Origin of the sequence: Paraburkholderia sp. BCC1886, assembly GCF_900996245.1 — a bacterium.
Lineage (GTDB): Bacteria > Pseudomonadota > Gammaproteobacteria > Burkholderiales > Burkholderiaceae > Paraburkholderia.
Window position 1 is genome coordinate 46,354 of sequence record NZ_CAAJGK010000074.1, and the last position, 23,156, is coordinate 69,509.

Annotated in this window: 24 protein-coding genes and 1 pseudogene; 6 read left to right on the plus strand and 19 right to left on the minus strand. The window is 64.3% G+C overall.

Features of this window, described 5'->3' with window-relative positions; translation table 11 throughout:
• Positions 1–190: 190 nt before the first annotated feature.
• The 6 genes from rbsK to corA form a co-directional block, all read right to left on the minus strand.
• Positions 191–1,108: a ribokinase gene (gene rbsK / locus FQ746_RS24790; RefSeq protein ID WP_260854170.1), complete on the minus strand. Its 918-nt coding sequence runs from the start codon at positions 1,106–1,108 to the stop codon at positions 191–193.
• 171 nt (positions 1,109–1,279) lie between these two features.
• Positions 1,280–2,320, minus strand: a complete 1,041-nt coding sequence (locus tag FQ746_RS24795) for a LacI family DNA-binding transcriptional regulator (RefSeq protein WP_144112369.1) — start codon at positions 2,318–2,320, stop codon at positions 1,280–1,282.
• A 191-nt stretch (positions 2,321–2,511) separates the two neighbouring features.
• On the minus strand, positions 2,512–3,582 hold the full coding sequence (locus FQ746_RS24800; protein WP_144112371.1) for an ABC transporter permease: 1,071 nt from the start codon (positions 3,580–3,582) through the stop codon (positions 2,512–2,514).
• Positions 3,579–5,204: a sugar ABC transporter ATP-binding protein gene (locus FQ746_RS24805; protein WP_144112374.1), complete on the minus strand. Its 1,626-nt coding sequence runs from the start codon at positions 5,202–5,204 to the stop codon at positions 3,579–3,581. The genes FQ746_RS24800 and FQ746_RS24805 overlap by 4 nt, the downstream gene beginning before the upstream one ends.
• 187 nt (positions 5,205–5,391) lie before the next feature.
• Entirely contained in the window at positions 5,392–6,354 is a 963-nt protein-coding gene (locus FQ746_RS24810; RefSeq protein WP_144112376.1) for a sugar ABC transporter substrate-binding protein, read from the minus strand.
• A 250-nt stretch (positions 6,355–6,604) separates the two neighbouring features.
• Entirely contained in the window at positions 6,605–7,582 is a 978-nt protein-coding gene (corA, locus tag FQ746_RS24815) for a magnesium/cobalt transporter CorA (RefSeq protein ID WP_144112378.1), read from the minus strand.
• Between the two features lie 291 nt (positions 7,583–7,873).
• Here corA and cydX point away from each other — a divergent pair, with 291 nt between their 5' ends.
• Positions 7,874–8,026, plus strand: coding sequence for a cytochrome bd-I oxidase subunit CydX (gene cydX, locus FQ746_RS24820; RefSeq protein ID WP_144112380.1), 153 nt, complete (start codon positions 7,874–7,876; stop codon positions 8,024–8,026).
• Positions 8,027–8,047: 21 nt separating this feature from the next.
• Here the strand turns inward: cydX and FQ746_RS24825 are convergent, their stop codons facing one another.
• The 3 genes and pseudogenes from FQ746_RS24825 to FQ746_RS35635 form a co-directional block, all read right to left on the minus strand.
• Positions 8,048–9,145 carry a saccharopine dehydrogenase family protein gene (locus FQ746_RS24825; RefSeq protein WP_144112382.1) on the minus strand — a complete coding sequence of 366 codons (1,098 nt, stop codon included), beginning with the start codon at positions 9,143–9,145 and terminating at the stop codon, positions 8,048–8,050.
• Between the two features lie 175 nt (positions 9,146–9,320).
• Positions 9,321–9,779 (minus strand): Lrp/AsnC family transcriptional regulator, encoded by a 459-nt coding sequence (locus FQ746_RS24830; RefSeq protein WP_144112384.1) that lies wholly within the window; start codon positions 9,777–9,779, stop codon positions 9,321–9,323.
• A 116-nt stretch (positions 9,780–9,895) separates the two neighbouring features.
• Positions 9,896–10,045 (minus strand): annotated as a pseudogene (locus tag FQ746_RS35635) (catalase); the annotation flags it as partial.
• Positions 10,046–10,409: 364 nt separating this feature from the next.
• Here FQ746_RS35635 and FQ746_RS24840 point away from each other — a divergent pair.
• A complete protein-coding gene (locus FQ746_RS24840; RefSeq protein WP_144112386.1) occupies positions 10,410–10,865 on the plus strand; it encodes a DUF4174 domain-containing protein in 456 nt (151 codons plus the stop codon).
• Between the two features lie 179 nt (positions 10,866–11,044).
• On the opposite strand, the gene FQ746_RS24845 is transcribed toward FQ746_RS24840, so the two are convergent.
• Together FQ746_RS24845 and FQ746_RS24850 are read right to left on the minus strand one after the other, a co-directional pair.
• A complete protein-coding gene (locus tag FQ746_RS24845; RefSeq protein ID WP_144112387.1) occupies positions 11,045–11,365 on the minus strand; it encodes a hypothetical protein in 321 nt (106 codons plus the stop codon).
• 104 nt (positions 11,366–11,469) lie between these two features.
• Positions 11,470–12,345 (minus strand): LysR family transcriptional regulator, encoded by an 876-nt coding sequence (locus tag FQ746_RS24850; RefSeq protein WP_144112388.1) that lies wholly within the window; start codon positions 12,343–12,345, stop codon positions 11,470–11,472.
• A 145-nt stretch (positions 12,346–12,490) separates the two neighbouring features.
• Between FQ746_RS24850 and FQ746_RS24855 the strand changes: the two genes are divergently transcribed.
• From FQ746_RS24855 to FQ746_RS24865, 3 genes are all read left to right on the plus strand, one after another.
• Positions 12,491–12,916, plus strand: a complete 426-nt coding sequence (locus FQ746_RS24855) for a VOC family protein (RefSeq protein ID WP_144112389.1) — start codon at positions 12,491–12,493, stop codon at positions 12,914–12,916.
• Between the two features lie 168 nt (positions 12,917–13,084).
• The gene (locus tag FQ746_RS24860) at positions 13,085–13,603 is read left to right on the plus strand and encodes a Spy/CpxP family protein refolding chaperone (protein ID WP_144112390.1); all 519 of its coding nucleotides are present in this window, start codon (positions 13,085–13,087) and stop codon (positions 13,601–13,603) included.
• Between the two features lie 89 nt (positions 13,604–13,692).
• Complete coding sequence (locus FQ746_RS24865) at positions 13,693–14,130, plus strand: PGDYG domain-containing protein (protein WP_144112391.1); 438 nt, start codon at positions 13,693–13,695, stop codon at positions 14,128–14,130.
• Positions 14,131–14,154: 24 nt separating this feature from the next.
• On the opposite strand, the gene FQ746_RS24870 is transcribed toward FQ746_RS24865, so the two are convergent.
• From FQ746_RS24870 to FQ746_RS24905, 8 genes are all read right to left on the minus strand, one after another.
• On the minus strand, positions 14,155–14,520 hold the full coding sequence (locus tag FQ746_RS24870) for a DUF3022 domain-containing protein (protein ID WP_144112392.1): 366 nt from the start codon (positions 14,518–14,520) through the stop codon (positions 14,155–14,157).
• Between the two features lie 47 nt (positions 14,521–14,567).
• Positions 14,568–15,374: a YhfC family intramembrane metalloprotease gene (locus FQ746_RS24875; protein WP_144112393.1), complete on the minus strand. Its 807-nt coding sequence runs from the start codon at positions 15,372–15,374 to the stop codon at positions 14,568–14,570.
• 60 nt (positions 15,375–15,434) lie between these two features.
• Positions 15,435–16,550 (minus strand): LacI family DNA-binding transcriptional regulator, encoded by a 1,116-nt coding sequence (locus FQ746_RS24880; protein WP_144112394.1) that lies wholly within the window; start codon positions 16,548–16,550, stop codon positions 15,435–15,437.
• A 7-nt stretch (positions 16,551–16,557) separates the two neighbouring features.
• On the minus strand, positions 16,558–17,523 hold the full coding sequence (locus FQ746_RS24885; protein WP_144112395.1) for a 2-hydroxyacid dehydrogenase: 966 nt from the start codon (positions 17,521–17,523) through the stop codon (positions 16,558–16,560).
• Between the two features lie 4 nt (positions 17,524–17,527).
• Positions 17,528–18,817 (minus strand): MFS transporter, encoded by a 1,290-nt coding sequence (locus FQ746_RS24890; RefSeq protein ID WP_144112396.1) that lies wholly within the window; start codon positions 18,815–18,817, stop codon positions 17,528–17,530.
• Positions 18,818–18,869: 52 nt separating this feature from the next.
• Positions 18,870–19,877 carry a sugar kinase gene (locus FQ746_RS24895; protein ID WP_144112397.1) on the minus strand — a complete coding sequence of 336 codons (1,008 nt, stop codon included), beginning with the start codon at positions 19,875–19,877 and terminating at the stop codon, positions 18,870–18,872.
• An 82-nt stretch (positions 19,878–19,959) separates the two neighbouring features.
• Entirely contained in the window at positions 19,960–20,733 is a 774-nt protein-coding gene (locus tag FQ746_RS24900; RefSeq protein ID WP_144112399.1) for a sugar phosphate isomerase/epimerase family protein, read from the minus strand.
• Between the two features lie 186 nt (positions 20,734–20,919).
• Positions 20,920–21,822 carry a LysR family transcriptional regulator gene (locus FQ746_RS24905; RefSeq protein ID WP_144112401.1) on the minus strand — a complete coding sequence of 301 codons (903 nt, stop codon included), beginning with the start codon at positions 21,820–21,822 and terminating at the stop codon, positions 20,920–20,922.
• 118 nt (positions 21,823–21,940) lie between these two features.
• Between FQ746_RS24905 and FQ746_RS24910 the strand changes: the two genes are divergently transcribed.
• The gene (locus FQ746_RS24910; RefSeq protein ID WP_144112403.1) at positions 21,941–23,038 is read left to right on the plus strand and encodes a YeiH family protein; all 1,098 of its coding nucleotides are present in this window, start codon (positions 21,941–21,943) and stop codon (positions 23,036–23,038) included.
• Positions 23,039–23,156: the final 118 nt, after the last annotated feature.

Below are 23,156 nucleotides of genomic sequence, written 5' to 3' on the forward strand. Positions count from 1 at the left end.
GGGTCAAAGTGTCTCTACGTGCGGCGCGTTTGAAACCGCGCTCTGTTGTTCTCGTTTACGGCAAAGCAAACCGGGACTTGAAGGATTTCAATCGTCTGACGATTGATGCGTAAGGGTTCGAAAGATCGTGCTTTAGACCGAACGGCGCGCGTCTCAACACGCGCGTTCGTAGCATTTTGTTGCGCGCCTGTCAGGCCGCGCCGTCGAGTTCCGCGCGCGTCGGAATGGAGGGTTGCGCACCGGCCCGTGTCACCGACAGCGCGGCGGCCCGTTGTGCAAAGCGGATGGCCGAATCGACGCTCGCGCCCTGCGCCAGTTGTGCCGCGAAGCCGCCGATAAACGTGTCGCCCGCCGCCGTGGTATCCACCGCGGTGACTGCCGGCGCGTCGTACAGCGTCGGCTCCGCGCCTTCCAGCGTGGCATGCACGCCGCGCGGGCCGAGCGTGACCAGCACGTTGCGCGCGCCCGTGGCACGCAATGCGGCCGCGGCCGCTGCTGCCTGCTCCGGCGAGCCGACCGGCAGACCAGTGAGCGCGGCGGCTTCGAGTTCGTTCGGGATCAGATAGTCGATCAGCGGCAGCCAGTCCGCGGGCAAGGCACCGGTGGCAGGCGCGGGATTCAGGATCACCGTCTTGCCCAGCCGGCGGGCCGCCGCCAGCGTCGCGCGCACGCTCGCGGGTGGGGTTTCCAGCTGGCAAACCACCACGTCGGCGGCGGCCAGCATGGCTTCGCGGCGAGCGATCGTGTCCGGCGTGACTTCGGCGTTGCTGCCCGCCACGATCACAATGGCGTTCTGGCTCGCGTCGTCCACGACGATCAGCGCGACGCCGGTGGCTTGCGAGCCGGTGTCGACCGCTGCGCAATCGATGCCTTCCACTTCCAATCCGGCCCGCAACTGCTCACCGTTGGCGTCGGCGCCGACGCAGCCGAGCATGGCGACCTGCGCGCCGAGGCGCGCGGCGGCAACGGCCTGGTTGCCGCCCTTGCCGCCCGCCACCTGCGCGAAGGTCCGGCCGGCCAGGGTTTCGCCGGGATGCGGCAGGCGAGGCGCACGCGCAACCAGGTCCATGTTCAGACTGCCGACCACGGCGACCCGTCCGCGCGGCAAGCCGCGCTTTGCGTCGGTGCTTGCGTCGGTGTTTGCGTCCGTGCCTGCATCGGTTTTTGCGTCGCCGGCTCCATCGCTTCGGGCTTCGCCCGCTGCCGAACTTTGCGCGACGTCTCGCGCTTCCTTGCTGCTCACGCCTGTCCCCTTTCCTTTCGTTCTGCGCTCATCGGCTCATGCCGCCAGATTGCGCCGGCCGGCGCCCGCCCATGCCGCAGTGGATTCACGCACCACGAGGCGCGGCGAAACGACGCGCCGACGCCCCGCGCCGCGCGCCGCACCCGAGGTCGTCCCGGCAATCCGCTCGACCAGGGTCTGCGCGGCCATATCGCCTAGAGCACGTACCGACTGACCGACCGTCGACAACGCCGGATACGTGAAACGCCCCAGTTCGATATCGTCGAATCCGATGATCGAGCAGTCGCGCGGCACGTTGATACCGCGCTCCGCCGCCGCGCGCAGTGCGCCAATACCCATCATGTCGTTGCCCGCGAAAATCGCGGTCGGCTTGACCGTATCGAATAGTTGCCCAGCCGCCCGATGGCCGCCGGTTCCCGAAAAGTCGCTCTCCACGATCGCGTCGGGCGGAATCTCGATGCCGCGCTCGGTCATCGCGCGGATAAAACCGTGCACCCGCATCGCGCTAACGGCCGTCTGCACCGGCCCCGTAATGCAGCCGATCCGCACGTGGCCGAGTTCCAGCAGATGCCGGGTGGCGAGATAGCCGCCTTTTTCGTGGTCGATCTGCACCAGGTCGGCGTTCAGCCCTTCGATATTGCGGTCGACGATCACGAGCGGCTCGCGCGCGTCGGCGAGCGTCTGCGCCAGCACCGCGTCGTCGCCGGCGGACGCGACGATCAGTCCGTCGATACGCTTTTCCTGAAGCACCCTTAAATAGTTGCGCTGCTTGGCCGGATCATCGTCGGAGTTGCAGAAGAACACGCAGTAACCGTTGCGCGCGCAGCCATCTTCGATACCGCGCGCCAGTTCGGCGAAATACGGGTTCGTGGCGTTCGGCACCACCAGACCGATGGTCGCGGTCGCCCGCGCCTTGAGCGAGCGCGCCACCGCCGACGGCACGTAGTGAAGCTGACGGATCGCGAGTTCGACCTTCGCACGCACGTCGGCCGACACCGGCCGCGAGTTGTTCACCACGTGCGAAACCGTCGTGAACGACACGCCCGCCACGGCTGCCACATCCTTGATCGTCGCCATAACCTGTTGCTCTCCTGCCCGTTGTTCCCGCCGGCCGCGCCAACTGGCGACCCACCGGACGTCTTCCTCGAAGACCGACCCAAACCATGCATACTGAAACTTTTTACGGAATTTGCGAAGTCGGCCGCACTCGTACGAGCGCGACTTCGACTTACGCCCTCTTACATCCACTCACATCCACTCACACCCGCTCACGCCCGCTTACGTCGGCTCCGGTACGTGTCGAGCACGACCGCCACTACGATCACCGCGCCGGTGATCATCCGCTTGGTCGGCTCGTTCGCGCCGATCTGCGCGAGGCCCGCGGCCAGCACCGAGATGATCAGAACGCCGAAAAACGTACTGATCACCGAGCCGCGCCCGCCCATCAGACTCGTCCCGCCGATCACCACCGCCGCGATCACCTGCAGTTCCATGCCGACACCGGCGTTCGGGTCGGCCGCTTCCAGACGCGAAATCTGGAACAGCGCGGCGAGACCGGCGAAAGCGCCCATCAACGCGAATACGATGATCTTGTAGGGGCGCGGATCCACGCCCGCCAGCCGCACCGCTTCCTCGTTGGTGCCGATTCCCACCAGATAGCGGCCGAACACCGTGCGCGTGAGCACCAGTTGCGCGATCACCATGACCGCCACCGCGATCAGAAACGCCGGCGAGATGCCCAGCGCGATGGGATTGGACAGGAAGTCGAATGCGTCGCCGATGTAGGCGGTGCGCGAATTCGTCATCTGGTAGGCCATGCCGCGCGCCGCTTCGAGCACGCCGAGCGAGACGATGAAAGACGGAATCCGCCAGCCCACCGTCACCGAGCCGGTCACGGCGCCAGTCAGCGCCGCCGCGGCGACACCCAGCAGCGCCGACGGAAACGGCGCCCAGCCCCACTTCAGCGCCGCCACGCTGACCACCGACGCGCCCAGCGCCAGCACCGAGCCGACCGACAGATCGATGCCCGCAATGATCAGCACGAAGGTCATGCCGACCGACATCACCACGAGATCGGGAATCTGATTGGCGATCGTGCTGAACGTGTCGTAGGTCAGAAAGTGCGAACTGAGCAGCGAGAACAGCACGATCATTGCCAGCAACGCGCCGGCAAGACCCAGGTAGTTCGAAAAACCGAGCCGCGTGCCCGCCGGTTTACCGCTGGCGATCGGCGCGGACGGGTCGGGCGGCGGCGTGACAGTGCGTGCTTCAGCGGCGTTAGCGGCATTGGCAGCATTACCCGGCTTGCTCGCCGCTTCCCGTAAAGATTGATCGGTCATGACAGACTCCCTGCTTCCTGATGGGGTTCATGGTCAGCGCTCGCATGCAGCAACGCGTCGCGGCTGCGATAGCCGGCGAACGCGGCGGCCAGCAGCGCGTCCTGCGACCACGCGTCGCGCTCGAACACGCCCGTCATGCTGCCCGCGGACATCACGCCGATCCGGTCGCAGATCAGCATGAGCTCGCGCAGGTCGCTCGACACCACGACGAGCGCGCGCCCTTCACGGGCCAGCGCACCCATCAATCCATAGATATCGAACTTCGCGCCGACGTCGATGCCGCGCGTAGGTTCGTCGAATAACAGCACGCGGCAATCGCGTGCGAGCCAGCGGCCGATCACCACTTTCTGCTGATTGCCGCCGGACAGCTCGCCGACGATCTGCGCCGGGCTCGAACTGCGAATCCGCATTGCGTCGATCTGTTTCTGCGCCAGCGCGTTCTCGCGCTTCGCATCGACGATGCCGTGCCGCGCCACGCTGCCGATATTGCCCAGCGACACATTCGCCGCGATCGGTTGCGGCAGCAACAGGCCTTCGCCTTTGCGATCTTCGGTGATCAGCGCGATGCCGGCGCGCACCGCGTCGGCGGGCGAACCGATCTGCACCGGCGTGGGCGGCGCGCCGGGCGTCGCCGCCAGCAGCACCGTGCCGCTGTCTTTCTGGTCCGCGCCGTAGATGAGCCGCATCAACTCGGTCCGGCCCGCGCCGATCAGCCCGCTGATGCCGAAAATCTCACCCGCGCGCACTTCGAACGACACGTCCCGCACCACCTTGCCGCGCGCCAGCCGGTCGACTTTCAACAGCGGTGCGCCGATGTTGCGCACGCCCAGGTCGATGCGCTCGCCGAGTTCCCGGCCGACCATCCACGTGACGATCTGATCGCTGCTCAGATTGGCCATCGCGTCGGTATGGACCAGCCGGCCATCGCGCAGCACGGCGATCTGTTCGGCCACGCGGGCCAGTTCTTCGAGCCGGTGCGAGATGTAGACCAACGCGACGCCGCGCGCCTTCAGGCGGTCGATCTGCTCGAACAGCAGGTCGACTTCGCGCGCGGTCAGCATCGCGGTCGGCTCGTCGAGAATCAGCACGCGGCAATCGTCGATCAGATTGCGCGCGATCTCGACCATCTGCTGATGCCCGATGCCGAGTTCGCCGACCAGCGTATCCGGGTCGATCGCGTCGAGGCCGACTTGCGCCATGGCGAGCCGCGCGTCCTCGCGCAGCTTGCGACGGTCGATCCAGCCGAAGCGGAACGCACCCGCTTGCGGCAGCCGGTTGAGAAACAGGTTTTCGGCGACCGACAGCGTGGGCAGCAGATTCAGCTCCTGCATCACCATGCGCACGCCGAGCGTTTCGGCTTCGGCACGGCTTGCCGGCGCATACGGTTCGCCGCCGAGCAGCATGCTGCCCGCGCTCGGCTCGACGAGCCCGCCGATGATCTTGGAGAGCGTACTTTTACCGGCGCCGTTCTCACCGGTCAGCGCCAGCACTTCGCCCGCATGCAGCGACAGCGAAACGCCGCCGAGCACCGGTTCGGCGTAGGTCTTGCCGATGCCGCTGACGGACAGCACCGCGCTGTTCAAGCGGACGTCGGGCAAGACGTCGTGGTCGGTCGAATCCATTGCAATCCTGGTTCCATGGCTCACGGCGACGCCCCTCCCATCGCGCGGCCGTCATGACGCTTACCTCTGGCATTAACGGCGGCGCGGCAGGTTTCTTGAGCGTTTGAAGAAAAGGCGCGGATTCGCGTAATAACGCCCTGAATTCAGGCATCTAATGCGTGAGCGCGAATCCGCCGCGCGTTTACTTTTACTTCGTCACGAGATCGCAAGGCGTTTCGACCACGCCCGACAACTCCGACTGCTTCTTGTGCTCGTTGAGTGCCTTGAGCGCGGTATCGATACCGAACACGGCCTGCTTGGCCGCGTATTGATCGGCGGTGGCGAGCACGCGGCCGTCCTTGAGCATGGGCTTGATGGCGTTGATGTTGTCGTAACCGACTACGAGCACCTTGCCCTGCTTGCCTGCGGCGCGCACTGCGGAAACCGCGCCGATTGCCATGTTGTCGTTGCCGGCCAGCAGCGCTTTCAGATTCGGGTACTCGTTGAGCATGGCGGATGCGACCGCGTTGCCCTTGTCGATTTCCCATTCGCCCGACTGCACGGAGACGACCTTCGCGCCGACCGTTTGCATGGCCTGCCTGAAGCCCGCCGTGCGCTGCTGGGCGTTGGTGGTGGTCGACACGCCTTCGATGATGCCGACCTCGTCACCCGACTTCAGCTTCTTCGCGAGGTAGTCGCCGACTTTCTGCGCGCCCTTTGCGTTGTCCGGGCCGACGAACGGCACGTTCAGGTCTTTGGACTTGAGGACGTCCGGGTCGAGCCGGTTGTCGATGTTCACGACGATGATGCCCGCGTCGACCGCCTTCTTCACGACCGGCACGAGCGCTTTGGAGTCGGCCGGCGCCAGCACGATGGCGTCGACCTTGGAGACGATCATCTGTTCGACGATACGGATCTGGTTCGCGGTATCCGTTTCGTCCTTGATGCCGTTGGTGATCAGGTCGAACTGCGCGGGGTTGTGTTTCTGATAGTCCTTCGCGCCGGTTTCCATGGTCAGGAAGAACTCGTTGGCGAGCGACTTCATGACGAGCGCCACTTTCGGCTTGTGAGCCGGCGCGCTTTGCGCGTGGGCGACCGAAAACGGCAGTGCAGCGGAGGCGGTGACGAGGACGGCGGCCGTGAGCAGGCGACGGCGAATCAGTTGGGTCATGCGTATCTCCATGGTTGTCAGGCTCGCGACGAGTGACGGGAAAGCCACTCAGGAGCCGTATTTATAGTTGCGCGCAAACGTTTGCGAGGCCTATTCTCAGCGCAGGCTCACCGGATTGTCAACGATATGCGGTGCTGCAGTGCACCGGTGCGCAGAATCTGCGGCGATGCACTGCAATCCGGCGGGCCGCCTATGCTGGCCTTTTATTGCACACGCCGCAACCGGGAACAACGCGAGGCCGCAGACCGCGTTACAGCCAGTTGGACTTGCGAAAGCGCCAGTACAGCACGATGTCCACCGTGAGCATGACGATCAGACAGAGCGGATAGCCGTATTTGTAATGCAGCTCCGGAATCTTCTCGAAGTTCATTCCGTAGATACCGGCGATCATGGTCGGCACCGCGAACAGCGCGGCGAACGAACCCAGCCGCTTGGTCACTTCGCCCTCGGCCAGCGAGATCATGCCGAGATTGACCTGAACCGCGGTGACCACCATTTCACGCCGGCCGTCGATCGTCCTGACGATGCGCTCCAGATGGTCGTACACGTCGCGGAAATAAGCCTGCATGCCTTCGCAGATGTTGGGAATGCGGCCGCCGGTAAACTTGCTGATCGCTTCCTGCAAGGGCGCGATATGGTGCTGCAGAATCACGAGACGGCGTTTTAACGAGTACAGATCCTGAATGATCGCTCGCGACGCCGCCGAATCGTTGCGTTCGAAGATGCGGTCTTCGAGCGCTTCGATCTCGCTGCTCAACGAGTCGATGATCGGGAAATACCGGTCGACGATATCGTCGGCGAGCGCGTACAGCACGAACGCCGAGCCCTCCTTGAGCAACTCCGGTTCGCGCTCGCAGCGCGCCCGCACATTCTGGAAACCCGTTCGCGTATTGCGCCGCACCGACAGCACGTAGTTGCGCCCCACGAACACGTCCACTTCGCCGATCAGCAGTTCGCCGTCGTCGTCCTTTTCGACCGTGTGCATCACTGCGAACAGCGACTCGCCGTACTCCTCGATTTTCGGACGCTGATGACCGTGCTGCGCGTCCTCGATGGCAAGTTCGTGCAGATCGAACTCGTGTTTCATGACGGCCAGTTCGTCCGGGTCCGGATCCTTGAGTGCCACCCAAACGAAGCATTCGGGCCGCGCGACGTAATCGCTGATGCTATCGATATCGATGTCTGCGAGCTTCCGGCCGTCCTGATAGGCGGCGCAATTGATCAGCATGTTGAATAACCTTGAGAACGAAAACAGACCAGCGCTTGCCGCGCGGGTGCACGAAGTGCGATGCGCGGTGTAAGCCGGACGTTAGTTCCGTCGAACCCTGACCGCGCGCCGCCGCCATGTTAACGGCTGGCCATGAACGCTGCAGGGCATCATAGCAATGCACGGGCCATCTACCCGGGCGGCCGCGAGCGGCCAGCGGGATGCGCCCTCTTGCGGGGCGCCGGTTTCTTCTTCATGATCGCGGCAGACATGAGGTCGCGACAGAGCCGCCCCCAGATCAAGGAGACAGCAATGTGGTATTTCACCTGGATTCTCGGTATAGGCGTGGCGTTGGGCTTCGGCATCATCAACGTCATGTGGCTCGAAGCGGGCGGCAAGTTCGCGCGCGACCCGCAGCAGCGCAACGCCCTGCCGCCCGGGCGTTCTCCGGACAGGCGGTCCTGAGTGTCGCGGCTTGCGGCGCGCTTACGCCGTCGCCATGCTCTGCAACCGCTGACCTTCGTATAACTGGCCGAAGCGGTTCGCCAGAAAGTCGCCGAGCGGCACCTGTTCCTGACGCACGAAACCGCGCTGCGGCAGCTTCCGTTCGCGGAACAGGTCGAGCACCGCGCACATTGCGCCGGCCGTGGTGATCTGGATCGCGCTCATCGGCATGCCGCACACCGTGCTCGCGAAGATCTTGCGGGTAAACACTTCCTGCACCAGTTGTCCTTCGCGCATCCCGCTCACCGTGATGAATACCAGCACGACGTCCTGCGCGGTGGTCGGTATCGAACGGCGCAGAATGTTCTTGAGCGTATCGCGCTCGCCGGCCAGGCGCAGATCTTCCAGCAGGAATTGCATCAGATTGCGGTGCCCCGGATAACGCACCGACTTGTAGTCGAGCGATTCGACGCGGCCCGCGAGCGTTTCGCACAACGTGCCGAGACCGCCGGAAGTGTTGAAGGCCTCGTATTCGGTGCCGTCGAGTGAAAAATGTTCCAAGCCTTCGAGCGGCTGCACCCACTGCGTGCGGCCCTCGCGAATCGCCTCGCACGGCTGGCAGTATTCGTTGATCAAGCCGTCGACGCTCCACGTCAGGTTGTATTTCAACGCGTTGGTCGGAAACTCGGGCAATGCGCCCACTCGCATCTTCACGTCGCGAATCTCCGTGAAACGCCTGGCCAGTTCATGCGCGGCAATCCCGATGAAGCCGGGCGCGAGCCCGCATTGCGGCATGAAGGCGTGGGTGGATTCGTCGGCGATCGCCCGGATCGCCTGCGTAGCGCGCACGTCTTCGGTGAGATCGAAGTAATGCACGCCTGCGCCTTTTGCGGCCGAGGCCACGTTGACCGCGAGGTAATACGGCAAGGCATTGATCAGCGCATCGAAACCCTGCACGGCGGCCCGCAGGCTCGCGGCGTCGGCGGAATCGATGCGCCGCGCCGCAATGCCCAGACTCGTGAGCAGTTCGAGCGCGTGGGCATCGCGTTCGAAAGCCACCACTTCGTAGTCGCCCGTTTCCTGCAACAGATGCGCGATAGTGCGACCGATCAAACCTGCGCCAACGATGGCAACTTTCATGAGCGTCTCCCCGTTCAGTGAGTGTGTGCGGTAGGTTGCCGGCGCACGCGCGTCGAACCCGTGGCACACAGTCTAAGGAGATGCAAAATCAGTTCATACGCGCAAACTGCTGCGTTATGACCGGTAGGTTCGACGTTATGACGATGTTTTCAGCCGATTCGTCGAAACCTGGCGCTCACACCGTACCGCGGTCGATCTTGCGCGCGAGGATGATGGACGTGGTGGTCCGCTCCACGCCCTCCAGACCGCCGATCTGATCGAGCAGATCGTTCAGGCGATCGGGCGAGTCGGCGCGCAACCAGGCGACGTAATCGAATTCGCCGCTGACCGCGCACAGCAGTTGCACTTCGGGCATGCGGTTCAGGCGCTTCTGCACGGCCGAGCCGTGCCGCGGCGCGATGATGATGCCCACGTACGCATAGAGGCTCGAATCCAGCACGTCCTGCCCGAGCCGCACGCTGTAGCCGGCAATCACATTGCTGCGTTCGAGCCGCGCGATTCGCGCGATCACCGTGGTGCGCGCCACGCCGAGCTGGCGTGCGAGATTGGCGACGCTATCGCGCGCGTTGGCCTGAAGCAGGGCCACGAGGTTGCGGTCGAGATCGTCGAGCTGATCGAGGCGCGGAGGTCGCATGTGAGCTGAAGAAGGAAGTCGCGGTGAGCGCGATTATCGCGCTTTCTTCATAGGCTCACGGAGGGCTCCTGGTCTGCGCACCCGGCAAATGCATCAACCCTGCTTGCGAAACTCGCGCGGCGTTTTGCCGAAAGTGGTTTTGAACGAGCCGCGAGTTTTTCGAGCGGCCATACGTCTTGCAACAGCGTGGGGCCTCGCGGGGCGGCGGTCTGCGTATTCTGGTTATCGGGTACCGGGGCGCCGAACGCTGTCATCAGTTTGCTCATGGATTCTCCGGGGAAGAGTAAAGATTTTGAAAGCGAATGCCGGGAGGTACGCGCTTGTATCAGGAACACAGACGCGCGCTGACCGCCGCGCGACCGGGCGGCGGTCCTGCTAACGACTAACGGGAAGAGCAATTCGGTTACCGGACTGCTGGAGATTCGGAGTGACGGTCCTATTTGCAGCCGCGCAAACAGCGGTACTCGAAGTGTAGCGGTGTGAAAGCATCGCGCCGTGGCTCTGCCGTTTCACCAATGTCTTTGTTCCCGGTGAACCAGGTGCTACTGCTAGCCGGGGGTAATAATCCCCGCGCCGGGTCCGCAGGTTGCTCGTTCACCGTTCATTCCAGCAATCCGATGAGGTGTAAAGATGAACCGGTCTTCAACGATGGTCGCGCTGAGTGGCGCGCTATTGCTCTGCACTATTGCGCTGACCTATTCACGTCCGGTCGTCGCGAAAGACCCGTCGATCGATCAACTCGTGTGGCAACGCCGGTTGTTGATCGTCTTCGCGAATCCGCACGACGTCTCGTCGCTGGATAAACAGCGCGCAATTGCCACGCAGGCTTGCAAGGATTTCGCCGAGCGCGATCTCGATCTGATTCAGGTGGTGGGAAACGACGTAACGGGCACGAGCGATTCGGCCGATGCGTTGCGACAGCGCTTCAACGTTTCTGCTGGAACGTTTCGGGCTCTATTGATCGGAAAGGATGGCGGCGTGAAGATCGACTCGCGCCAACCGGTCACGCAGGCGCAGTTGGTGTCGACTATCGATGCCATGCCGATGCGTCGGCAGGAGACCAACGGCTCCAACGAAAAGCAATAGAACCGCAAAGCTATCGTTCTGCTTTTCTGCGCGGTTGTTGCCCGATCAGACATGGCCACTTTTACAAAGTCGCCGCAGTCTGATCGCCTCCTTGAATAAAAGAAATAAGGAGTTGTTAGCCGCCTGTCAGCTTACGTTCGAGCCGATAGACGGCTTGTCGTCTTTACCGCTTATTGCACTTACTGATTCGCGGCCGGCGACACGACGCTCGGTCTTGCCAGCGTGTTGTTGCTCTTGGGCGCGCTGGTCTTCGTGTCGCTATTCGTGCCACTCGGCAGGCCCGAGTTCGGCGCGCGCAGCCCCGCCCCGCTGCCCGAATTGGTCATACCGGGCGTTCCGTAACCGCTATTCGTGTTATCGCTCTGTGCAGCCTGGTTCGCCGGCCCGGCGGTGCTGCCATTCGAGCCATTACCTGCGCCCCCGGCTGCCTGTGCAAATGCCCCGCCCGAGATCGTCAGTGCGGCGAGCGCCGCGATGATTGTGCTGGATGCCTTGCTCATGATGTGCCCCTCCTTGATCGGACTGAAATAGAAAACAGACAAGCTTCGCCTGCTACCTGACAGGGGAGCAAGCGCTGTGCCGCGAGCTTTCAGTCTTTGACAGCTTAAATGTTGGGATCTTCTGCCACTGCGCGCAAACAGGCCGTGAAATCGTTCGACGCACGCGCCTGTTCTGCAACGGCACGCTCGACGATGCCGACCTCGCGGTGGAACGTATCGTCGCCGAGGCTGAGCGTTCGCACGCAAGCAGGAATATGCAACGCGGCCGCGTGCGGAACGATGGCGATGCCGACATTCGCGGCCACCAGCCCGACGATGCCTTGCAGTTCATCCAGTTCCACCACGTCGTCCACGTTGATGCGCATACGCTTGAGAAAACGGTCGACCAGCCGCCCGCCGAACGAGTTGCGGTCGTAGCGAATCAGCGGTTCACGCGCAAGCAGCTCACGCCAAGGCTCTTTCGCGAGCTTGCGCGGCACGAGCAGCACGAACGGTTCGCTGACCAGCCGATGCCACTTCATTTCACGCGGCAGGGCGAACGGCGGCTTGATGATGACCGCGAGATCGAGTTCGCCGGAATCGACCTGCGCGAGCAGGTTCAACGACACGCCGGGCGCCACCCGTATTCGCCATCCCGGCGCAGCAGCTCGAAACCGTTGGATCGCGCCGACCAGCAGCGAACTCTGCACCGATGCGATTGCCCCGACCCGCAACAGACCCGCGCTCTCGCTCGCCTGGCCTTGCACGGCGAGTCGCGCATACACGGCAAGCAGTTCCTGCGCGACGTCGACGGTTCGCTGACCCGCGGCGTTCAGGCTCGCCGAGCGGCCCGTACGGTCGAATAGCGCGAAGCCGAGTTCGTCTTCGAGCCGTTGAATCTGCGCGCTGACCGCGGACTGGGTCAACCCGGTCTGCGCGCCGGCGCGAGCAAACGTGCCATGACGCACGACGGCGAGGAATGTTCGCAGTTCTCTCAACATGGATTAAACAGCCCGGTTTTATACGTCGATAAAATTTGACCTCAGGTCAGAAATATATCGTTATTCATTCAATTCCGTTGTGTTTACCATGTCGTCCACTCGCTCCATGAAGCGCCCTCCCCACTCTCTTTCGGATCTCATCGCCATGACGACTCCACTTCTGCCGTTCCATATCGCGTTTCCGGTCCACAGCATCGAAGCCGCCCGTGCGTTCTATGGCGATCTGCTCGGTTGCCCTGAGGGCCGCAGCGCGCCCGATTGGGTCGACTTCGACCTGTTCGGCCATCAGATCGTCGCGCATCTCGCGCCCGGCGAAACGGGTGTCAGCACCACGAATGCCGTCGACGGTCACGGCGTGCCGGTCCGCCATTTCGGCGCGATCCTGACCATGGAGCAATGGACGTTGCTCGCCGACAAACTGAAGGCCGTAGGCACGAAGTTCGTCATCGAACCGTATATCCGCTTCAAGGGCGAGCCTGGCGAACAGGCCACGATGTTCTTCCTCGACCCGAGCGGCAATGCGCTCGAATTCAAGTCGTTCGCAAACCTCGACATGCTGTTCGCCAGGTAATCGGCTCCCTGCCGGGCGGCCATTTCCTTTCGTTTCGGTTGTAAGCGTTTGTCGCAGCGCAGGCGTTCCGTCGGGATATCGTGATACAAATAGCGGCGACGGCGCAGTGCCCCATTCAGAATGGGTGTGCGCGCCTCGTCACTATTCGAATAGACATCAGGAGTTTCGATGAAAAAAGCACTGGTCATGCTGGCCTCCGCAGTCGCAATGAGCGGCGCCTTCGCTCAGTCTTCCGCGCCCGCAGCGGCACCCGCCAACAGCGCCGCGTCCGCACCGGCCGCCAAGGCTGGTCACGAGCGCAATGTCGAAGACCGCATCACCTACCTGCACACGCAACTCAAAATCACCCCGGCGCAGGAAACCCAGTGGAATGCGTTCGCCGACGTGATGCGTAGCAACGGCCAGACGATGGGCGAACTGTTCCAGCAGCGTCACGCGAACAAGGACGTGTCGGCACTCGACGACATGAAGCAGTACACGGCGATCGCACAAGCGCATGCCGACGGTATGCAAAAGCTCGTGAGCGCGTTCGACCCGCTCTACAACAGCTTCTCGCCGGAACAGAAGAAACTGGCCGACGTCACCTTCCATCAGCCGGGTGGCGCAGGCGGCCCGCCGCATCGTCATGGCAAGGGTAAGGGCCGGGCGGCGCCCGCACCGGCAAGCGACGCGGCAGCGAAACCGTAAGTACCGAACTGTAGTCGCCGTTATCCGTAGCAGGACGCGCCGCGCGGCACACACCGCGCGGCGCGTTTTTTATCTGACCGACCCGCCTCATGACTGAACTTCATCATCTGGATCTGAGCCAGGACGCCGGCGCATGCCGCGTCGTCAAGGACGAAACCGTCAGCGTCGTCTTCGCCGCCGACGCAGGCGAATTGATGAGCCTCGAAGGTCCGAACCGTTATTTGCCCGGCGACGCGCTGATTACCGGTTCGACCGGCGACCGCTGGGTCGTTTCGCGCGAACGCTTCGACGCCAAATACGTCCCGGCCGCAGCGACGCTGTCGCATGGCGAAGCCGGCGCCTATCGCAACCGCCCCGCCGTCGTGCTGGCCAAACAGATGCATGAAGCGTTCACGCTGGCGCGCACCGCCGCGGGCGGCGACGTGCTGCGCGGCGCAGCCGGCGACTGGATCATGCAATACGCGCCCGGCGACTATGGCGTCGTTCAGGCCGCACGGTTTGCCAAGGTTTACCGGCTGGCGGATTGAAGCCGCTAGCGTCGAGCATCACCCTTAAGCAAACTCATCGCCGAGATCGACCGTGACGTCGCGCGGCACCGTCTCGCCGTTCGCATACTGCTCTTCGAGCGAACCGATCGCCGCTTCCACGTAAGCGCGCAACACCGCGAAACTGCGGCCGCGCAAACGCGCCGGCAACGCGCGATAACGCGCCAGCGCCGCAGGCGCAATCACCACCGTCATCACGATACGGCGCGCGGTGGAACCGAAACGCATGGCGACCCAGTGAATCGCCAACGTCGGCGTGCCGTCTTCCGCGGCTCGCTCGATGAACTGCGTCTGTTCGGGAAACAGATCGCTGACGACGCGCGCCAACTCCTCGATCTCGGCATGCGCGCAGTCGTATTGGTAGTCTTCCATGAGGTGCCTGTTGGGTGAAGCAAAGTGGAATGTCGCGAGCCCGACGCTCAGGCCGCAAGCGGTCGCTTGAACACGCGCACCAGCACCGTTGCCACGATCAGCGCGCCAATTGCATACACGGCGTCCACTGCGGCAAGCGAAATCAGGTTGGCTTGCTGCAACACGGCCGGCACATCCACCAGCGCGTGCAACACGATGGCGAGTGGCAGGATGAAGCGCCAGCCGGCTCGCACGCCGCGCCACATCAGCACCGAGAGACCGATCTGGAATACCAGCGCGGCAATCCGTTCGAGCGCAAAAATGCCGGCGGTTTGCGGCGTCAGGCTGGCGAGGATCAGATGGATACGCATCAGCGAATCGGTCGGCAGGTTGGCGAGGTAGCCATCCAGTTGCCCGCGGTTCTCGAACACCGCGAACAGAATCCACTGAACCTGCACGAACACGCCGACCAGCCACGCTTCCGCGCCGCCGTGGCCGAGGCCGTAGGTCAAACCGGTGCCGTCGCCGCCCGGTGCGATGGCGCCCGGCTTCTGCAACGCGCGCTTGAGCAGCAGACGCATACCGATGAAGCGCCCCACTTCCTCGCACACGCCGGCCACCAGCGCGCCGTAAACCACGAAGGCAATCGGATTCGACAGGAAGGTGGCGGTTGCTTCGTTACGATGCAGCACGAAGTCGTTCAGCGCGCGTTCGATCACCATCGCGAACAGCGCGAAAACGGCCACGCCGGCAATGGCGTCGCGCGGATTCAGCGGCATCCGGCGCCGCACGCGGCGGTAAATCAGGAACGGTAAAGCGGCGACCAGCAGCGTGGCGAGCGCGAGGCTCGAAAGAGTAAGCGGTGCAACAACCATGAGTTTCCTTGCGATATCCGGCGCGCACCCGCTGCGCGCCGCAGCCCGAATGATCGCAGATCAGAGCGATGTTGACGCGCGAACGATCAGTTCGCCCGGCAACAGGCAGTCGCGCGCGTGGCTCTCGAGGCCTTCGATGCGCTGATGCAGGAACTCCACCGCGCGGTAGCCGATATCGTAGGTCGGCTGGCGGATCGTGGTAACACCGGTCAGTTCGGCCCATTCCGGGTCGTCGATACAGAGCAGCGCGACGCGGGTTTGCCAGTCGTCGCCGTAGCGGGCTTTGAGGTGCAACGCGAGGCACAGTGCGACAGGCGCATTGGCGGCGAACAGCGCGAGGCGCCGTGGGGCGCGGCGCGTTGTCGCGGAGGTGGCGCTCGCCGGCTCGTTCAAAGCCGCATCGAGTTCGGCGAGAGCCTGCCCGACCTCGGCGGTATCCGCGAGATTCAACACCAGCGTGCGGCCACGCGCGGCGCCCGGACTCACATCTTTGCGGGCTCTGCCGCGCTTGCCGCCTGCGCCACCCGACCCGCTCATCAACTTGCGAAACGCCTCTTCCCGCAACCGCCGCGAACTGACCTGCTCCACCGGTTGCACGACGAACCAGATCTCGTCGAACCCCTTCTCCAGCAGATGCCGCGTGCCGATCTCCGCGGCCGCGCGGTTATCGAGTCCGACCATGTCGGCGGCGAGACCGTCCACCGAACGGTCCACGAGCACGGCCGGAATGCCCCCGCCGCCCAGCGCGCGCAACGTATCTTCACGCACGCCGAGCGCATTCACGATCACGCCTTCCACGCGGTAGGTGGTCAGCAATTGCAGATAGCGCCGCTCCATCTCGACTTCGTTCGCCGCATGACAGATCAGCGGCATCAGGCCGAGCGCGTGGCACGCCGCTTCCACGCCTTGCAGCACTTCCACCGAATACGGATTGGTCAGGTCCGCGAGCAGCAGCCCGATCAGGCGGTTGCGCCCGCGCTTGAGACCGCGCGCCATCTGGTTCGGCTGATAGTCGAGCCGTTCGATCGCCGCCTCGATGCGCGCGCGCAGTTCGGCCGACAGCGCGCCCAGTTCGCCGTTCAGGTAGCGCGAAATGCTGGTCTTGCCCGTCCCCGCGGCACGCGCGACATCGGTGATGGTCGCGCGGCGCGGCGCGAGCGGCGGCGTCGAACTCATCGGCGGCTCACTTCTTCAGCACGTCGCGATTGACGATGTTGCCGGTCAGCGTGCCGTCGAGTGCGCCGATCAGATTCTCGGCCGCGTTCTTCGCCATCGCATGACGGGTTTCGTGCGTAGCCGACCCGATATGCGGTAACGCGACCACGTTATGCATCTGCAGAAGCGGCGAGTCGGCAGGCAGCGGTTCGGTCTGGAACACGTCGAGGCCCGCGCCGCGAATCGTGCCGTCGGCGAGCGCCTCGATCAGCGCCGCTTCGTCGACCGTCGCGCCGCGCGATGCGTTGATCAGAATGGCGTCGCGCTTCATCGCCTTCAGTTGCGGGGCGCCGATCATATGCTTCGTCTCGGCCGTGAGCGGCACCTGCAGACAAACGAAATCGGCGGTGGCCAGCAATTCCGCCAGCTCGACACGTTGCGCACCATACGCCTTCTCGGCGGCCGGATTCGGGCTGCGGTTGGTGTACAGCACCCGCATGTTGAAGCCGAGCGCCGCGCGCCGCGCGACCGCGCCGCCAATCCGTCCCATCCCGACGATACCCAGCGTCTTGCCGTGCACGTCGACGCCGAATTGCGCCGGTCCGATGCTTTCCTTCCACTCGCCCGCCTTCACCCAGTTCGCGAGGTCGACCACGCGCCGCGCCGAAGCGAGGATCAGCGAGAACACCGTGTCGGCCGTGGATTCGGTCAGCACGTCCGGCGTGTGCGTGAGCACGATGCCTCGGCGGGTCAGGTCGTCGACGTCGAACTGGTCGAAGCCGACCGAGATGGTCGACAGCGCCTTCAGCCGGCTTGCGCCGTCGAGCATGGCCGGCGTGATCTTCACGCTCGAACCGATGCCGCCGTCGGCGTCGCGCAATGCCGCGACGAAGCGCTCGTGTTGCGTGGCATCGACCTGCACGACTTCCGCGTGCTGCTGGAGATAGGCGAGAACATCCTCGGGCAGCGACTTCCAGGCGACGATTTTCTTCATCGGATTATTTCCCTTGAGTAGAGGTGGCGAGCGGCGCCCCCAGTTCCGGCGTGGGCGGCTGCGGTTTGACGATCAGTGTGAGGACGACCGACGCGATCAGCGCCGCGCTCATGAATGCATACGACGCCGCGGGCGAACCGGTCGCGCCGTTCAGATAGCCGACCACGTACGAGCCGACGAACGAACCGAGCGCGCCCATGCTGTTGATCAACGCCATCGCGCCGCCCGCGACGTTCTTCGGCAGCAGTTCCGGCACGATCGCGAAGAACGGGCCGTAGGGCGCGTACATCGCAGCGCCGGCGACTACCAGCAACGCGTACGAAATCCAGAAGTGCGTGGAGCCGAGCGCATACGACGCCGCGAACGCAATCGCGCCGATCAGCAGGAACGGCCAGACGAACACCTTGCGGCGGTTGAGTTTATCCGATGCCCACGAAGCGGCGAGCATCGCGATGGTCGCCGCGAGATAGGGCAGCGCCGAGAGCCAGCCGGTTTCGACCATGCCCAGCGTGGACCCGTCCTTGAGGATCGACGGCAGCCACAGCACGAAGCCGTACACGCCGATGCTCCAGCAGAAATACTGCGCGGACAGCTTGATGACCGCGGGCGTGCGAAACGCTTCGCCGTAATTGCGCACCGGCTTGATCGCGGCCTGTTCGGCGCGCAAGGTCTCCGCGAGATCGTCTTTCAGTTGCTGCGTGAGCCACGACACCTGCTGCGGTTTGTCCTGCACGATGAACCACCAGCAGATCGCCCACAGCACCGCGGGTATGCCTTCGGCGATGAACATGTGACGCCAGCCGAACGAATGCACGAGGTAACCGGACACCACCGACATCCACAGCACCGTCACCGGGTTGCCGAGAATCAGGAACGTGTTGGCGCGCGAGCGCTCGCTTCTGGTGAACCAGTTGCTGATGAAGATCAGCATTGCCGGCATCACCGCGGCTTCGACCACGCCGAGAACGAAGCGGATCACCATCAACGACGGAATATTGCTGACCATGCCCGTCAGCGCCGCGCAACCGCCCCACAACACGAGACTCCAGAACACCAGCTTCTTGACGCTGCGCCGTTCCGCGTAAATCGCGCCGGGAATCTGGAAGAAGAAGTAGCCGAGGAAGAACAACGCACCAATGAGAGACGCGAGACCCTTGCTGATGCCGAGATCGTGATTGATGCCGGCCGCCGACGCGAAGCCGAAATTCGCGCGGTCCAGATACGCGAGGCTATAGGTGATGAAGACGATCGGCATGATCGTCCACCAGCGGCGAATCGCGAGCGATGAGCTCATGGGTGTCTCCTTTTGCTACCTACGTTAGACGTTGCGTCCGCGCGACCGGCGCTCAGCGCGCGGCGGGTGCATGAGCCGTTCCGGCGTTCGGCCTGGCCGTCGTGGTGCCGGATTCCAGTGCGTCGAGTTCGGCGCGCTGCGGCAAACCTTCCGAGTCGCCGATCACCTGAATCGCCAGCGCGCCGATGCGGTTCGCGCGTGCCACGGCTTGCGCCATCGACTTGCCTTCGAGCAAAGCGCTGATCACACCGACTGCGAAGCCGTCGCCTGCGCCGACGGTGTCCACGACGCGCGCCACCGGTTGCCCGGCGATCGTGGCGGCTTCGTCGGCGGTCCGATAGTACGCGCCATGCGCACCGAGCTTGACGATCACGCCGCGCGCGCCGTGGTCCAGATAGAAGCTGGCGATGTCTTCCGGCTGCGTATAGCCGGTCAGAATCTCGCCCTCGCCGATGCCGGGCAGCACCCAGTCGGACAAAGCGGCCAGCGCGTTCAGACCGTCGACCATCGCTTCGCGCGACGGCCACAGCGTGGGCCGCAGGTTCGGATCGAAGGAAATCGTTTTGCCGGCGGCTCGCATCTCGCGCGCGAGGTGAAAGGCCAGTTCGCGCGAACTCGCCGAAATGGCCGGCGCCACGCCCGTCAGGTGAAGATGGCGCGCGGGCAGCACGTAATCCGCCGCGTAGTCGGCGACGCTCAGGTGGCTCGCCGCCGAGCCCTTGCGAAAATATTCGACGGCGGGGTCGCTGCCGTCGTCGGTTTTCGATTTGAGCTGGAAGCCGGTCGGATAGCGCGCATCCGTCGTCACACGGCCCTGGTCGATGCCTTCGTGCGTCAACGTGTCGCGCACGTACTGGCCGAACGAATCGTTGCCGACCCGGCTGATGTAGCCCACCTTGAAACCGAGCCGCGCGAGGCCGATCGCCACGTTCAGGTCGGCGCCCGCAATCCGTTTGCTGAACTGTCCGACGCTGGCGAGCGGGCCGGCTTCGGCGGCCACGAACAGGGCCATGGCCTCGCCATAGGTGATGACGTCGAGTGCTGCGGCGGGGGTGCTCATACTTCGCTCCTGCGAATGCTGTGGGGTGACGTTCGGCGGGTGCCTGAGCGGCGCGGGCAGTTCGGCGCGCGGCTCATGCGGTCTATGCAGTCGCGAGCCACGCGACCTGATGCGCAGCGTCCGCCGCGGTGCGCTGCGTGTCGAACGGATATTCGATCCCGCGCGGCACCTGGCGCGGCAGGCGTTCGAGCACGGCGGCGAACTGCACGTCGCTGCTCGCCGGCGGCGCCGCGAAGCGACGCGCGCCCTCGCCGACCGTGGTCTTGCAATGAACGTATTCGACGTGCGGCGCAAGCAGCCCGGCGGCTTCGAACGGCGCGACGCCGCGCCAGTCCCAGTTGCCGATGTCGAAGGTCATGCCGAGAAGGCCCGAATGGCCTTCGCGCGCCAACGCGTCGAACAGTCCGGTGAACTGCGCGAGCGAGCCGCCTTCGGCAAGCTGGCCGTTTTCGACCACCAGCCGGGGCTCGACGTCTTGCGTCAACGCCGCGATGTCGGCCGCGTGCGCTGTATCCACGAAACCGCCCAGTTGCAGTTTCACGAAGCGCGCGCCGAGTGCGACCGCTTCGGCGAGCGCGCCGCGCAGCGCGTCGGCATCGAGTCCGCCAGTGCCGGTGTACAGGCACGCGGGCGTCGAATACACCGCCCACAACCCAAGCCCGGCGATCTCGCGGCCCAGCGCATGGAGCGCGTCGGGCGTCGCGGCGGATTCGTCGGCGAACAGTTCACGGCGCACTTCGAAGCCCGCGGCGCCCGCTTCGCGGCTCACCCGCGCCCATTTAAGATGGCCGCCGGCACGCACGGCGTCCATGCCGAACGCACTTGCCACAACCACGATGTCTACTGCGTCATTCATGTCGATCCGACTCGATTTTGTCGCTCAACCGGTCGATGGAACCGGTTCCAAATCTGGTTGTAAAAAAAGCGCACCAGCGCTTCGAATGCCCGAATGGTGCGCCGAAGCGGCTGCCGCGCACCATAGTGGAAATCCCCAGGCAGGCTCGGCGGCAGCGAAATGCGAACGCTTTCCTGGCCGCCCCGGTCACGACTCTTCCGCGAGACACAGTGCGAGGAACTGTTCGACGACGCGCGACGGCGCGCTCGCATGCGGGACCAGAATGGACAGGCGTCGCGTGAGCGGCGCGGGGCTCAGCGACAGCAGACACAACGCGCCGGTCTCGTGCCGCATCGACATGGCCGACACGAAACCGATGCCCATGCCGGCTCGCACTGCCTCTTTCACGCCTTCCACACCGGCAATTTCCAGCGCGACGCGCATCGGCACGCCGGCATGCGCGAATGCGCGCTCGACGATCTGCCGCACGCCGGAGCCCGCTTCGCGCACCACCAGCGGATAAGCGCTGACCGTGGCGAGATCGGCGCGACTACCGGCCTGCCCAGCTTCGCCGGGCTGCGCCAGCGGATGCGAGCGCGGCACGATGGCGACGATCTCGTCCTCGCGCCAAGCGTGCACGGCGGTGTCGGGCGGCAGATCGACGCCGACCGGCCCTTCGATCATCGCGATATCGACCGAACCGAGTGCGCCAACGATGTCCGAGGTATTGCCGCCGGCCGTATGCAGGGCCACTTCCGGGTAGCGACGCTGAAATGCCGCGATCAGATAAGGCAGCAGGTAACTGGCGGGCGTGGTGCTGGCACCGATGCGCAGAGTGCCCTGCTCCAGTCCGCGCAACGCGTCGCGGTAAGCGTGTGCCTGCCGCCACGTGTCGCGCAGACGCGCCGCGTAGCTCGCGAGTTGCTCGCCGGCAGGCGTCAGCTTGATGCCGCGACCATCGCGCTGATACAGCGACTCGCCGAACTCCTCCTGCAACTGCCGCAACTGGCCGGACACCGCGGGCTGCGACAGATGCAATGCCAGCGCCGCCCGGCTGATGTTTCGGTGCTCGGCGACAGCGGCAAACGTTATAAGTTGGTCCGGGGTCATGGCGATTAAATATCAGTTATTCCGATACTTTCCATTCTAAATGATGATTTTTCATATCGATATATCTCACTTAGGATTAGGCCCTTGAATCGGAACGATCCCAGAGAGGCTTAACGCCATGTCCACCGCCCACCTAACCGCCCCAACGCCCGCCAGTCCGACCGGCTCGTTCGCGCGAGGCCGGCTGAACGGCATTCTGTTCGTCGCGCTGTTCGCCGCCGCGGTAACCCGCATCGCCGCCATCCCGGCAATTGCGGGTTTGGGACTGAGCCCGCTGATCGTCGGAATCGTCGCGGGGGCGATATACGGCAATGCGTTGCGCGACGGCATGCCCGATAGCTGGGCGGCGGGCGTCAACTTCTCGGCGCGCAAGCTTCTGCGGATCGCCGTCGCGTTTTTCGGGCTGCGCGTGAGCCTTCAGGAAATCGCGCAGGTCGGCTTGCCGGGATTGGCGGAATCGGTGCTGATCGTCGTCAGCACGCTCGCCATTGGCACCTGGGCCGGCATGAAAATCATGAAACTCGATCGCGATACCGCGCTGCTGACAGCCGCCGGAAGCGCGATCTGCGGCGCCGCCGCAGTGTTGGCATTCGAATCGACCCTGCAATCCAGTCCGCACAAAAGTGCGATGGCCGTCGGCAGCGTGGTGTTGTTCGGGACGCTGTCGATGTTCCTCTACCCGGTTCTGTTCAACGCGGGATGGCTGCATCTGGATACGGTCGGCGCGGGGCTGTTTTTCGGCGGCACGATTCACGAAGTCGCGCAGGTGGTGGGCGCAGCCAGCAACGTCAGCCCCGAGGCCTTGCACATCGCCACCATCGTCAAGATGACCCGCGTGATGCTGCTGGTGCCGGTGCTGCTGGCGGTCGGCTTGTGGGTCAACCGCCGCCCGCTGCGCGTGACCGGCGGGGAAGCGGCTGCCGGCAACGCACAACAAAAGCCGCGCAAGCTGGCAGTTCCCTGGTTCGCGCTCGGCTTTCTCGCGTTCGTCGTCGTCAACTCGCTGCACGTGCTGCCCACCGCGGCAACCAGCACGCTCAATTCGCTCGACACGTTTGCGCTCACCATGGCCATGACCGCGCTGGGCATCGAAACACGGGTCGCACAGATCCGTCAGGCTGGTCCACGCGCACTGACAACCGGCCTGATTCTGTATGTCTGGCTGATCGCCGGTGGATGGGGTATCACCTGGGCTGTACAGCATCTACTCGGCTGAGTGGTTCCGGCCTTCGCACTCACCCCGCCGCGCGCGGGGTTTTGTGCATCCGGACGGCCCATCCGGCGGCCTTGCGCGGCATACTGGCTGCTGGCTTTTTCCCGCGCATGTCACCCGC